Origin of the sequence: Pseudomonas massiliensis (genome assembly GCF_000826105.1) — a bacterium.
GTDB lineage: Bacteria > Pseudomonadota > Gammaproteobacteria > Pseudomonadales > Pseudomonadaceae > Aquipseudomonas > Aquipseudomonas massiliensis.
Window position 1 is genome coordinate 408,283 of sequence record NZ_CCYK01000005.1, and the last position, 12,215, is coordinate 420,497.

Below are 12,215 nucleotides of genomic sequence, written 5' to 3' on the forward strand. Positions count from 1 at the left end.
GCGCGAACTCTCTCAATCATACGGATCTCCTTCTTTCCCCAATGGACCCTTCCCCTGGTTTATCGCTTCACGACCTCTTCGCCGATTTCGGCATGATTCTTTTCGCGCTTTTCCTGGTTGTACTCAACGGCTTCTTCGTTGCCGCCGAATTCGCCATGGTCAAGCTGCGCTCCACACGGGTGGAGTCCATCGCCGAGAAGCAAGGCTGGCGCGGCAAGATCCTGCGCACCGTGCATAATCAGCTCGACGCCTACCTTTCCGCCTGCCAACTGGGTATCACCCTCGCCTCGCTGGGCCTGGGCTGGGTCGGCGAGCCGGCGTTCGCGCACCTGCTCGAGCCTCTTCTGGCCGCCCTTGGCGTGCAATCGGCAGAGGTGATCAAGGGCGCTTCCTTCTTCACCGCGTTCTTCGTGATCTCCTACCTGCATATCGTGGTCGGCGAGCTGGCACCCAAATCCTGGGCCATCCGCAAGCCCGAACTTCTTTCCTTGTGGACGGCGGTGCCGCTCTACCTGTTCTACTGGCTGATGTACCCGGCCATCTGGCTGCTCAACGCCAGCGCCAACGGTATCTTGCGTATCGCCGGCCAGGGCGAGCCCGGCCCGCACCACGAGCACCACTACAGCCGCGAAGAGCTCAAGCTCATCCTGCACTCCAGCCGTGGGCAAGACCCGAGCGACCAGGGCATGCGCGTGCTGGCCTCGGCGGTGGAAATGGGTGAGCTGGAGGTGGTCGACTGGGCCAACTCGCGGGAAGATCTGGTCGTGCTGGAACATGACGCCCCGCTGAAGGACATCCTGGCCACCTTCCGGCGCCATAAGTACAGCCGGTACCCGGTCTATGACAGCACTCGCGGAGAGTTCGTCGGCCTGTTGCATATCAAGGACCTGCTGCTGGACCTGGCTGCCCTGGATCACGTGCCCGCCTCGTTCAACCTGGCGGAGCTTACCCGCCCGTTGGAGCGAGTATCCCGCCATATGCCGCTCGCAGAGCTGCTGGAACAGTTTCGTACCGGTGCCGCCCATTTCGCCCTGGTGGAGGAAGCCGATGGCAAGGTCATCGGCTACCTGACCATGGAAGACGTGCTCGAGGTACTGGTGGGCGACATTCAGGATGAGCACCGAAAGGCCGAACGGGGCGTGCTGGCCTACCAGCCCGGCAAGCTGCTGGTGCGGGGCGATACACCGCTGTTCAAGGTAGAGCGCCTGCTGGGCGTGGACCTGGATCACATCGAGGCTGAAACCCTTGCGGGACTCGTCTACGACAGCCTCAAGCGGGTACCGGAAGACGAGGAAGTGATCGAAGTGGAAGGGCTGCGCATCATCATCAAGAAGATGAAAGGCCCGAAGATCGTGCTCGCCAAGGTGCTCAAGCTGAGCTAACGGTTGCCGATGGTGAAGTTCGGCAGGCTTTGCAAAGGCCTGTCGAATTCATAAGGGATCGATTCCAGCCCGGCGCCGGTATTGCGCTGGACCACGAAATGCAAATGTGGCCCCGTGCTGTGGCCGGTATTTCCCGAACGCCCGAGCGGGCTGCCCTGGGCCACTGGCTCCCCTTCCCTGACCACCACCGACCCGCGCATCAGGTGCAAGTAAACGCCCATGGTGCCGTCCTCGTGCAGGACTCGCACGAAGTTACCTGAAGGCTGTGCGCCGCCTTGGCCTTGATCGTTCTCCACCTTGATCACCGTGCCTGCCCGAGCCGCGATGATAGGGGTACCCTCGGGCATGGCGATATCGATCGCATAACGGCCTTTGGGACCATTGTGGCTGAAGTTGCCATTGGGGCCCTGGCTGATACGGAAGGGCCCGCCGATCCAGGGAAAGGGATAGCGATAGGCGGCGGTGCGGGTGGCCGGATCACCCAGCACGTAACTGAATCCCGGCGTACCGGTCACCGGCTTACCAGGCTGGGCCGGGTTGACCGTCGCCAGCAGGAGCCTTGAACGAGGTGCTACCAGCCGGCGGACTTCCGTCGGCCCGCCCGGCGCCGCATTGCGCAGGCCGGACAAGCGCAGCACGACCTGCACCGGTGCGTAGGTATCGTTCCGGGCTTCGAAGGTCAGCGCCTTTCCCACGGGGCGGGTGTCGAGGCGCACCTGGGCCGAGAAGGATTCGACCATGCGATCCTGAAACACCAAGCGCTTGGCACCGGGCGTAACGCGGTCGGTATAGGTGACTACCCCATGACTGTCCACGAACTTGTAGATAGCCGCAGCCTGTACCGGAGCATCCAGGCCAAGCAGAAGAGCGGGAAGAAGCGCGCGCCAGTTCATGATTCGTATTCAGCGAAAACGAAGGGCCAGGGTAACAGCCTCAGCCCCTCATGGGTTCAAGCGCCTGGTACGAAGTGTTTCTGAGCAGTGCCGCGGGCAATCAGGCGAGACAGGTAGTCAAGCTTCTGGGCGTCCTGATCGACGAAGCGGAAGTTGAGCTGCAACCAATCGCTGTCCGGCTTGGGCTCCAGCGCGGACACGGCATGCAGGTAGCCATTGAGACGCGCGATGTCATTGTCGCCCTGCTCGAGGTCCAGGACCGCCTGTTCCAGCACCTGGGGCAAGGGTTCGCCGCGCTTGACCACCAGGAGGGCTTCCTTGAGGCTCAACGCCTTGATCACACAGGCCATGGTCGCGCCTCCGGCCAGGCGCAGCTGGCCCTGGCCACGGCTGGTGGCGCTGCCCTGGCTGGACGCCGCGCGCGGCACAGGAGGAGCCGCCGCTATGCCTGCCGGGGCCGCCGCACGTGGCGTCGGGGCGGGCGCAGGCGTCGCGGCAACAGCCTCGGGCCGGTTGCTGGTCAATGCCGCCAGGGAATCGTTGGCGAACGCCGAGGTGTTGGGCCGTGAACCCGGGCCGCTCATCAGGCCTTCCAGCTTGCCGGCACGATGCAATGCTTTCTTGACCTTGGTCAGCAGCTGCTCGTTGGTGAACGGCTTGCCAACGTAGTCCGAGACACCCGCCTGGATGGCCTGGATAACGTTTTCCTTGTCGCCCCGACTGGTCACCATGATGAAGGGGATATGCTTGGTGCTTTCCTGCTCACGGCACCAGGTCAGTAGTTCCAGGCCGGTCATTTCCGGCATTTCCCAATCGCAGAGGATAAGGTCGTAAGGGTCCTTGGCTAGCATGGCCTGTGCCTTGCGCCCATGGACGGCATCTTCGATCTGCATTCCAGGGAAGGCGTTGCGCAGACATTTTTTTACCAGGTCGCGAATGAACGGGGCGTCATCCACTACCAGAACACTGACCTTGGCCATTAAGGACTCCTGAAATTCGTCTGCGTAGCATAGCGCTCCGCGGCGCCTACACCCACGCAGATTTTCTCACCCGCACCCGGATGCCAGAAAAACTGTTCCCAGTATGAACGAAAACGCCCGGTGCGAACCGGGCGTCGATACTCGGGCAAACCTACTTATCGTCAGCGTCCACGGAAACATTAGCCCGTTCGGTATTGCGGCGCACTTCTTCCTTCATGCGCTCCAGGCCAAGGTGGCGTACATCGGTACCCTGGACCAGATAGATCACCAGTTCAGAGATGTTGCGCGCGTGATCGCCGATACGCTCCAAAGAGCGCAACGCCCAGATGACATTCAGCACGCGGGAGATGGAGCGCGGGTCTTCCATCATGTAGGTCACCAGCTCGCGCAACGCTGTCTTGTATTCCCGATCGATGGTCTTGTCATACTGAGCCACGGCCAGGGCAAGGTCGGCATCGAAACGGGCAAAGGCATCCAGGGCATCGCGCACCATTTTCAGGACCTGGTCACCGATATGACGGACTTCCACGTAGCCCCGTGGCGACTCACCCTCCTCGCACAGCTGGATGGCGCGGCGGGCGATCTTGGTGGATTCATCGCCGATACGCTCCAGGTCGATCACCGACTTGGAAATGCTGATGATCAGGCGCAGGTCGGACGCCGCTGGCTGACGCCGGGCCAGGATGCGCAGGCATTCACCGTCGATGTTGCGCTCCATCTGGTTGATTTCGTCATCGATGTCACGCACCTGCTGGGCCAGGCCGGAATCGGCCTCGATCAGCGCGCTCACGGCGTCGTTGACCTGCTTTTCCACCAGCCCGCCCATGGCCAGCAGGTGGCTGCGCACTTCTTCGAGCTCGGCATTGAATTGCTGAGAGATGTGATGATTGAGGCTGTTCTTATCGATCATGGTCAGGTCCTTGAATACCGGTGGGTGGGGCGTCAGGGGTGCGTGGCCGGCAAGGTCAACCGTATCGGCCGGTGATGTAGTCTTCGGTTTGCCTTTTCATCGGGTTGGTGAACATCCGGTCGGTATCGCCGAACTCTACCAGCTTGCCCAGGTGCATGAATGCGGTGTAGTCCGACACCCGGGCGGCCTGTTGCATGTTGTGAGTGACGATGACGATGGTGTAGCGCGTCTTGAGCTCGTAGATCAGCTCTTCCACCTTGAGGGTGGAGATTGGGTCCAGGGCCGAGCAGGGTTCGTCGAGCAGCAGCACTTCGGGCTCCACGGCGATGGTGCGGGCGATGACCAGCCGCTGCTGCTGACCACCGGACAGCCCTAACGCGGACTCATGCAGGCGATCCTTGACCTCTTCCCACAAAGCCGCGCCGCGCAGCGCCCACTCCACGGCTTCATCGAGCATGCGCTTTTTCTTGATGCCCTGAATACGCAAGCCATAGACCACGTTCTCATAGATGGTCTTGGGAAACGGGTTAGGCTTCTGGAACACCATGCCGACACGCCGACGCAACTCGGCCACATCCTCGCCCTTGCGGTAGATGTCATGTCCGTAGAGGTTCACGGCGCCCACCACCTTGCAGTCCTCGACCAGGTCGTTCATCCGGTTGAAGGTCCGCAACAAGGTAGACTTGCCGCAACCGGAAGGACCAATGAACGAGGTAACGCGCCGCTGCGGAATCTTCAGGGCGATGTCATGGAGCACTTGCTGCGCGCCGTAGTACAGGCTCAGGCCGGCCACTTCGATGGCAACGTCTTCGACGACCGGGTCGCGTCCGTGCTTCCTGCGGCCCAGGGTGGCCGCCTCCAAGGGGCGGCCGGTTGTGTGTTGCTCCATTCAAAGCTCCGTAACCCTGGCGGGTCAAACAGGCGACCATGGCCGCTTGGTGTATCAAGTGTCGAGGCCGCGGTATTTTTCCCGCAGGTGATTGCGCATCGCGACCGCGGAAAGGTTCAACAGGCCGATGACTGCCACGAGCAGCAAGGCCGTGGCGTACACCAGCGGCCGCGCGGCTTCCACGTTCGGGCTCTGGAAGCCTACGTCATAAATGTGAAAGCCCAGGTGCATGATTTTCTGGTCCAGATGCACATAGGGGAAGTTGCCGTCCACGGGCAACGAAGGCGCCAGCTTGACCACACCCACCAACATCAGCGGAGCCACTTCCCCGGCGGCGCGGGCAACGGCGAGTATGACGCCGGTCATGATCGCGGGACTGGCCATGGGCAGCACGATTTTCCAAAGCGTCTCGGCCTGGGTAGCGCCAAGGGCGAGAGAACCTTCGCGCAGCGACCGGGGAATGCGTGCCAGGCCCTCTTCAGTCGCGACTATCACTACCGGCACCGACAGCAGCGCCAGGGTCAAGGACGCCCAGAGCAGGCCGGGCGTGCCCAGGGTGGGCGCGGGCAGGCGCTCAGGGAAGAACAATCGATCGAGTGAGCCGCCCAGCACGTAAACGAAGAAGCCCAGGCCGAACACGCCATAGACAATCGCCGGCACGCCGGCCAGGTTGTTCACGGCGATGCGAATGATCCGGGTCATCCAGCCCTGGCGGGCATACTCTCGCAAGTAAACGGCCGCCAGTACCCCGAAAGGCGTCACCACCACGGCCATGAGCAGGGTCATCATGACGGTTCCAAAAATCGCAGGGAACACGCCGCCCTCGGTATTGGATTCCCGGGGGTTGGTGCTGAGGAATTCCCACAGGCGCGCAAAATAGACGCCCGTCTTCTGTGCAACACTCATGGCGTTGGGCTGGTAGGCATGCAGTATATCGCTCAGGTATAGCTCCACCTGCCGGCCGGAGGCGTCTGCCATCACCACTGTGTCGCGGGCCGCCTGTTGCCGCAGGCTTTCAGCCCTGGTTTCGAGCGCGCTCAAACGGGCCTCGAGCGCGCCACGCTCAGCCGCCGCATCCGCTTCGGCGCCAGGGCCCTGTGGATTCTCGAGGGCTTGCCTGCGCTGCGCCAGGCGCAGGCGTTCCAGCTCATGATTGATGCCTGTCACTTCGACCGACTGCAGGCGGTCCAGCTCTGCAGCCAGCGCCGCGGCCCGAGCCAGGCGCGACTGCAGCGCTGGCCATGCGGCCGGGCCTTCGGCTACGACGTTCCCCGCCTCCTTGAGCGCAACCACCTGGCCATAGAAGTTGCCCCACTCCTGACGTTCAAGGGTGACCAGGTCCGCCGGATAGTCGCGTTCGCCCAACCAGGGCTCCACAACCCAGGTGAAGTCCGTCCCATTCAGGTCACGATTACCAAACTTGACCAGCATGCGGGTCACCCAGCGGTCGCCATCGGCACTCAGGGGCAGGCCTGCGTCCCGCAGCCGCTGTCGGGGACTGCGCTCCTGCTCCACTACCTCACCCACCAGCGTGACCGGCGCCTGCCCCGGCACTTGGTAAGTGGCCTGAAGCAAGCCTGCCGGCCAGAAGTGCCCCAGCCCCTTTATGGCGATCAGTAGCAATAGGCCGAGGGTCATGATCACCGCGACGGAGACCGCGCCCGCGCTCAGCCAGACGCCAGGGGCTCCACTGCGGAACCATGCCATGGGGGAAAACCTGTTCAACGTTCGCCCCCTTTCACAGCGAAGAATAGTGTCTGCGCAACCGCTGGCGGATAAGCTCGGCCAGGGTGTTCATCGCAAAGGTGAACAGCAGCAACACCAGCGCTGCCAGGAACAGCACCCGATAGTGACTGCTACCGACAGCAGACTCCGGCATTTCAATGGCTACGTTGGCCGCCAGGGTGCGCATTCCCTCGAAAAGGTTCATATCCATGATCGGCGTGTTGCCGGTGGCCATGAGCACGATCATGGTTTCGCCCACTGCGCGGCCGAGGCCAATCATCAAGGCAGAGAAAATCCCCGGGCTGGCGGTGAGCAGCACCACGCGCACCAGGGTCTGCCAGGGCGTGGCGCCGAGTGCGAGCGAGCCGAAGGTCAGGCTGCGAGGCACGTTGAAGATCGCATCCTCGGCAATGGAGTAGATGGTAGGGATAACGGCAAAGCCCATGGCCGCGCCCACGACCAGGGCGTTACGCTGGTCGAAGTCCAGGCCAAGCTCGCGCGTGAGCCATTGCCGCATGTCACCGGCGAACAAGGCTTGCTCCAGCCAAGGGCTGGCAGTGAGGGCGGCCACGGCAAGCAGCACGACCAGCGGGATGAGCAGTGCGCTTTCCCAGCCTTCGGGCACGCGCAGGCGCACGCGATCCGGCAATTGCCCCCAGATCATGCCAAGGGCCAGAATGCCCAGCGGAAGCACCAACAACAGGCTGAACACGCCTGGCAGGTGGCTTTCCAGAAAGGGTGCCAGGACCAGCCCCGCGATGAATCCCAGTATGACAGTAGGCAGCGCCTCCATCAGTTCGATGACTGGCTTTACCTTGCGACGCATCACCGGGGCCATGAAGTAGGCCGTATAAATGGCTGCGGCTACTGCCAGGGGCGCCGCCAGCAACATGGCGTAAAGGGCGGCCTTGAACGTTCCGAAGGCCAGGGGCGCCAGGCTCAGCTTGGGCTCGAAGTCCGAATTGGCGGCGGTAGACTGCCATACATACTCAGGCTGGTCATAGTGCTCGTACCAGACCTTGTCCCATAGCGCGGCCCAGGAAACCTCCGGATGGGGGTTGCGCAAGGTGAACCTGGAAATGCCCTCGGGGGTTTCCAGCAGGACTCGGTTGGCCCGCGGCGAAAGTGCGAGCAAGCCCGGGCCGCCGGCCACCTGTTCAGTCAGCAGGGTACGATGCGCTGTGGCGTGAAATACTCCCAGCAGGCCGCTGTCGTCCAGTGCGAGAAAGCCCTTGCGTCGTTGTTCTGGCTCGATCTGCCGAATTGGCGCCCGGCCAAGCTGGAAATCCCGGATATGTTGGAGTCTGGCCTCGCCATCACGGTCCCGAGTCATGAACCATTGGCCAATGCTGCCGGTGGAGCTACCGATCAGCAGCGACGCCCCACCCACCAGCTGTGCACTGGCGGTAACCCGAGCGTCGGCGTCCTCCAGCAGCTTGTAGCGGCCGTTGAGCGTCTGGTCGCGCAGGTCGAAGACGTCTACATGGGCGCGGCCGCCTATCACATACAGCCAACGCTGCCCGCCATCCACGTAGAGGGCGTTCACGACCTCGGTGACTTGTGCAAGCGCGACACGTTCGGTGGTAGTGGGCGCGCCCTCGGCAAGATTCATGCGCAGCACGTTGAACCCGCCGGCACTGGCACCGGCGATGATCAGGCTCATGTCGCCGCGATTGATGGCCAGGTGCTCCAGTGGCTCACCGGCCTTGCCCAGCGCCAGCGGCTTGGCTCCATAGGGGTAATCCAGGCTGGGCACCATATGCCGTGTGCCTGCGGCCCAGGTTGCCTGATAACGATGCTGGAAGAACAGCACCTGGCCATTGGACAAGCCTAACGCCACCAACCCCTTGCCTGGTAGATCCCTGGCGACCGTGCTGATTCGGCTTCCTGGGGGCAGCGGCAGGGTGGCGTGACTGATGAGTGCTCCGTTGGTAGCGTCGAAGAACACTACCGCGCCATCGATCGAAACACGCATGGCGACCTGGTTCTGCTCTTCGAGCGTAAGCAGGGCCGCTTCCCCGGCAGAGACCAGCCAGGGCGCGGTGACGTCTGCGGCAGGCTTCAGGGTGGCCCCTCGGAACAAGGGCGCTACTACGTAACCCAGATAGAAGAAAATCAGGGTGATGGCCGCCAGGACCGCCAGCCCGCCTACCAGGACATACCAGCGAGTCAAACGATCGACGAGCGCACGCAACCGGCGATGCCGCCTCAGGGCCGGCGTATTGAAATCGATGCCCGCGCGCGCTGCGCGAAAGCTTGCGTTGCTTACAGCCGGATCGTTCATCCGCACACCCTAGCGGGCCTATATGACAGAAACATGACATCATGGTGACAGCATCGCCACCCGTTGCAATAGAGATTTTCCAGCGCCTTACCGGGTTGGAGCAGGCCTTTGCTCTTCGCTGAGCCCCAGGCTGGCCAGCATTTGCCGGGCCACCGCCCTGGGTATCGGAATATAACCATCGCGGGCCACCAGCTCTTGCCCGCTCGCGGACAGGATCAACTTCAGGAACTCGCCTTCCAACGGCGACATGGGCCGGCCAGGCGGCTTGTTCACATAGATATAGAGGTACCGGGCCAAAGGGTAACTGCCATTGATCGCATTGGCTTCGGTTGCTTCCACATAGGGCCCTTCTTCAGTCCGAGCCAGAGGCACGGTATGAACGCTGGCTGTGGTATAGCCAATGCCTGAATACCCTATGCCATTAGGCGAACTGCTTACGCCTTGAACCACCGATGCTGACCCTGGCTGCTCGTTTACCTGGGCTTTGAAATCCCCTTTGCACAGCGCCTGCTCCTTGAAGTAGCCATAGGTACCCGAGGCGGAATTGCGACCGAACAATTGCAGGGGCTGGTGCGCCAGGCTGCCTGCCACTCCCAGGTCACCCCAACGCTTGATCGACCCGTTGGCGCCACACAACAGCGTGGTGGAAAAGATGGCGTCGAGTTGCCCCAACGTCAGCCCCGCGATCGGGTTGTCCTTGTTCACGAAGATGGCCAAGGCATCGATAGCCACCGCGACGGCGGTAGGCTTGTAGCCATATCGACGCTCGAAGGCTTCAACCTCTACATCCTTCATTTTCCGGCTCATCGGGCCGAAGCTGGCGGTGCCCTGGATCAGGGCCGGCGGCGCAGTGGAAGAGCCAGCCGCCTGCACCTGCACGTTGACGCTGGGGTAGGCGCGCTGGAATGCATTGGCCCAGAGCGCCATGAGGTTGGCCAAGGTATCGGAGCCAACGCTGGTCAAGGTGCCAGAGATGCTTGTCGCCGGAGCGTATCCTTGCAACTCGGGCGACGCCGCCGCGGTGGCAGTCGCCAGGCTGGCCGAGGCTCCGATTATCGCCATCAGGCACTTGAACTTCATGAATGCTCCGGCGCAGGACGCAAGGGTAACCGGCAACACCGCTTGCGCGGACAAACCCCGGAGCATACAGGCTCAATGTTACATCCAGATGACAGCAGCGTTTCTAGACCGCTATGCCGCTGCGCCGACGTTGCCAGAGCATGAACCCCAACGCGAAGCCCAATACACAGAGCCCGGCCACGTACCAGGCAGGCCCCATGGGGCTGAGCTTGATCATCATGGTGACGATAACTGGCGTAAGACCACCGAAAATGGCATATGCCAGGTTGTACGAGAACGATAGCCCGCTGAAACGTACCGCGGTAGGAAAAATCGTGACCATTACATAGGGCACGGCGCCAATGACCCCTACGCACAGGCCGGTAACCGCGTACAACGGGAACAGCCAGTCCGGATGAGCCTGCAGGCTGTGATAGAGCGTCCAGGAGGTGACGCCGAGGGCGACACTGCCGAACATGAACACTTTCCCTGCCCCGAAGCGGTCCGCGAGGGCGCCCGAAAGGATACAACCGAGGCTCAGGAAGAGGATCGCCAGGCTGTTGGCCTGCATCGCCTCCTTGGCTGGAAACTTGTAGAGCGTCTGCAACAGGGTCGGCGTCATCAGGATGACCACGACTATGCCTGCGGTAAGCAGCCAGGTCAGAAGCATGGACATCACGATCGCTGAACGATGACTCTTGAGCACAGCCCGCAGAGGCTGCTCGGCCAGAGCCTTGCGCTGCTGCAGCTCGACGAACAGGGGGGTTTCATGCAGCCAGCGGCGCAAGAAGACCGATACCAGGCCAAATACGCCGCCAAGGATGAAGGGTATCCGCCAGGCGTAGGCCAGCACTTCCTCAGGCGCGAACAGGCTGTTGATAACCGTTGCCACCAGCGAGCCCAGCAGGATGCCTGTGGTCAGGCCCGAGGTCAGGGTACCGCAGGCATAGCCTATGTTGCGCACCGGAACGTGCTCGGAAACAAACACCCAGGCGCCGGGAACCTCGCCACCGATGGCCGCGCCCTGGATGATGCGCAGCAGCAACAGGAGCAAAGGCGCGGCGATACCGATCTGAGCATAGGTGGGCAGCAGCCCCATCAACAACGTAGGCACCGCCATCATGAAGATGCTCAGGGTGAACATCTTCTTGCGGCCCAGCACATCACCGAAGTGCGCCATGATCACGCCACCCAGGGGGCGGGCAAGGTAGCCGGCGGCAAATACCCCGAACGATTGCACCTGGCTGACCCATTGGGGCATGTCCGGGGGAAAGAATGATTTGCTGATCACGACCACGAAGAACACGAAAATGACGAAGTCGTAGAACTCCAGCGCGCCGCCAAGGGCCGACAGCGATAAGGTCTTGTAATCGTTACGGTTCAGCGGGCGCGAGATGGACGCGGCGCTGGAAGGAGCGGTGCTCATGGCTCGGTTCTCTTATTGATCGCGTTCGGCAGCAGGCTCCGCCTGCGCTTGGCGCAGCCGGGTCATGGAAGATAGCAAATTGCTTTAGCAGGCACATATATCTGTGATTGAACGGTTATGTACCCAGGCATGGCTCTATATACTGGCTTGAACGACGCGACCGCTTACCGCTTCATCCTTTCGAAGTCATGGGTCCGAGGCCCCCGGCATGATTGAACTCGAACAAGAAGATCCTATCCCCCAGGGCGACCTGGCCCTACAGATCACCGCGCTTCCCCGCGAGGCCAACGGTTTTGGTGACATCTTCGGTGGCTGGCTGGTGTCCCAGATGGACCTGGCTGGCACGGCCATGGCCAGCAAGGTGGCTGGCGGCAGGGTGGCTACGGTGTCCATCGACCGCATGGCGTTCCTGGTGCCGGTACCCGTGGGCGCTCAGCTATCCTTCTACACCCAGACCCTGCAAGTGGGGCGTAGCTCGATTCAAATGATGGTCGAGGTCTGGAGCGATGATCCACTGTCCAGCGAATGGCGCAAGGTTACCGAAGCGGTCTTCGTCTTCGTGGCCATTGATGGGAGCGGGCGCACCCGCAGCGTTCCGCCCCGCCGCTGAGCCTGCGAAGGCTTGCCGGGACGATCGACAGCGAGCCTGGCCCCATGGGCGCCACGC

Annotated in this window: 10 protein-coding genes; 2 read left to right on the forward strand and 8 right to left on the reverse strand. The window is 62.1% G+C overall.

Translation table 11 applies throughout. From position 1 onward, the window contains the following. Window positions 1-41: 41 nt before the first annotated feature. Window positions 42-1,382: a hemolysin family protein gene (locus BN1188_RS05330; protein WP_040260340.1), complete on the forward strand. Its 1,341-nt coding sequence runs from the start codon at window positions 42-44 to the stop codon at window positions 1,380-1,382. Here BN1188_RS05330 and BN1188_RS05335 read toward each other — a convergent pair. From BN1188_RS05335 to BN1188_RS05370, 8 genes are all read right to left on the reverse strand, one after another. Next, window positions 1,379-2,275: a peptidoglycan DD-metalloendopeptidase family protein gene (locus BN1188_RS05335; protein WP_040260341.1), complete on the reverse strand. Its 897-nt coding sequence runs from the start codon at window positions 2,273-2,275 to the stop codon at window positions 1,379-1,381. The two genes, BN1188_RS05330 and BN1188_RS05335, sit on opposite strands and share 4 nt — an antisense overlap. Before the next feature lie 56 nt (window positions 2,276-2,331). After that, window positions 2,332-3,255, reverse strand: a complete 924-nt coding sequence (locus tag BN1188_RS05340; RefSeq protein ID WP_040260343.1) for a response regulator — start codon at window positions 3,253-3,255, stop codon at window positions 2,332-2,334. A gap of 151 nt (window positions 3,256-3,406) precedes the next feature. Then, complete coding sequence (phoU, locus tag BN1188_RS05345; protein WP_040260344.1) at window positions 3,407-4,165, reverse strand: phosphate signaling complex protein PhoU; 759 nt, start codon at window positions 4,163-4,165, stop codon at window positions 3,407-3,409. A gap of 55 nt (window positions 4,166-4,220) precedes the next feature. After that, window positions 4,221-5,054 (reverse strand): phosphate ABC transporter ATP-binding protein PstB, encoded by an 834-nt coding sequence (gene pstB, locus BN1188_RS05350; protein ID WP_040260345.1) that lies wholly within the window; start codon window positions 5,052-5,054, stop codon window positions 4,221-4,223. Between the two features lie 54 nt (window positions 5,055-5,108). Next, a complete protein-coding gene (gene pstA, locus BN1188_RS05355; RefSeq protein WP_040260346.1) occupies window positions 5,109-6,761 on the reverse strand; it encodes a phosphate ABC transporter permease PstA in 1,653 nt (550 codons plus the stop codon). Between the two features lie 31 nt (window positions 6,762-6,792). Further along, window positions 6,793-9,063 carry an ABC transporter permease subunit gene (locus BN1188_RS05360; RefSeq protein WP_040260347.1) on the reverse strand — a complete coding sequence of 757 codons (2,271 nt, stop codon included), beginning with the start codon at window positions 9,061-9,063 and terminating at the stop codon, window positions 6,793-6,795. Between the two features lie 87 nt (window positions 9,064-9,150). Then, complete coding sequence (locus BN1188_RS05365; protein WP_040260349.1) at window positions 9,151-10,143, reverse strand: PstS family phosphate ABC transporter substrate-binding protein; 993 nt, start codon at window positions 10,141-10,143, stop codon at window positions 9,151-9,153. Window positions 10,144-10,246: 103 nt separating this feature from the next. After that, window positions 10,247-11,548, reverse strand: coding sequence for an MFS transporter (locus tag BN1188_RS05370; protein WP_040260350.1), 1,302 nt, complete (start codon window positions 11,546-11,548; stop codon window positions 10,247-10,249). Window positions 11,549-11,756: 208 nt separating this feature from the next. Between BN1188_RS05370 and BN1188_RS05375 the strand changes: the two genes are divergently transcribed. Continuing rightward, on the forward strand, window positions 11,757-12,158 hold the full coding sequence (locus tag BN1188_RS05375) for an acyl-CoA thioesterase (RefSeq protein WP_040260351.1): 402 nt from the start codon (window positions 11,757-11,759) through the stop codon (window positions 12,156-12,158). Window positions 12,159-12,215: the final 57 nt, after the last annotated feature.

What these genes read in the sequence shown, in the direction of transcription:
- BN1188_RS05330 (WP_040260340.1), top strand. Translation starts at nt 42, where the DNA reads ATGGACCCTTCCCCTGGTTTATCGCTTCACGACCTCTTCGCCGATTTC.
- BN1188_RS05335 (WP_040260341.1), bottom strand. Translation starts at nt 2,275, where the DNA reads ATGAACTGGCGCGCGCTTCTTCCCGCTCTTCTGCTTGGCCTGGATGCT.
- BN1188_RS05340 (WP_040260343.1), bottom strand. Translation starts at nt 3,255, where the DNA reads ATGGCCAAGGTCAGTGTTCTGGTAGTGGATGACGCCCCGTTCATTCGC.
- phoU (WP_040260344.1), bottom strand. Translation starts at nt 4,165, where the DNA reads ATGATCGATAAGAACAGCCTCAATCATCACATCTCTCAGCAATTCAAT.
- pstB (WP_040260345.1), bottom strand. Translation starts at nt 5,054, where the DNA reads ATGGAGCAACACACAACCGGCCGCCCCTTGGAGGCGGCCACCCTGGGC.
- pstA (WP_040260346.1), bottom strand. Translation starts at nt 6,761, where the DNA reads ATGGCATGGTTCCGCAGTGGAGCCCCTGGCGTCTGGCTGAGCGCGGGC.
- BN1188_RS05360 (WP_040260347.1), bottom strand. Translation starts at nt 9,063, where the DNA reads ATGAACGATCCGGCTGTAAGCAACGCAAGCTTTCGCGCAGCGCGCGCG.
- BN1188_RS05365 (WP_040260349.1), bottom strand. Translation starts at nt 10,143, where the DNA reads ATGAAGTTCAAGTGCCTGATGGCGATAATCGGAGCCTCGGCCAGCCTG.
- BN1188_RS05370 (WP_040260350.1), bottom strand. Translation starts at nt 11,548, where the DNA reads ATGAGCACCGCTCCTTCCAGCGCCGCGTCCATCTCGCGCCCGCTGAAC.
- BN1188_RS05375 (WP_040260351.1), top strand. Translation starts at nt 11,757, where the DNA reads ATGATTGAACTCGAACAAGAAGATCCTATCCCCCAGGGCGACCTGGCC.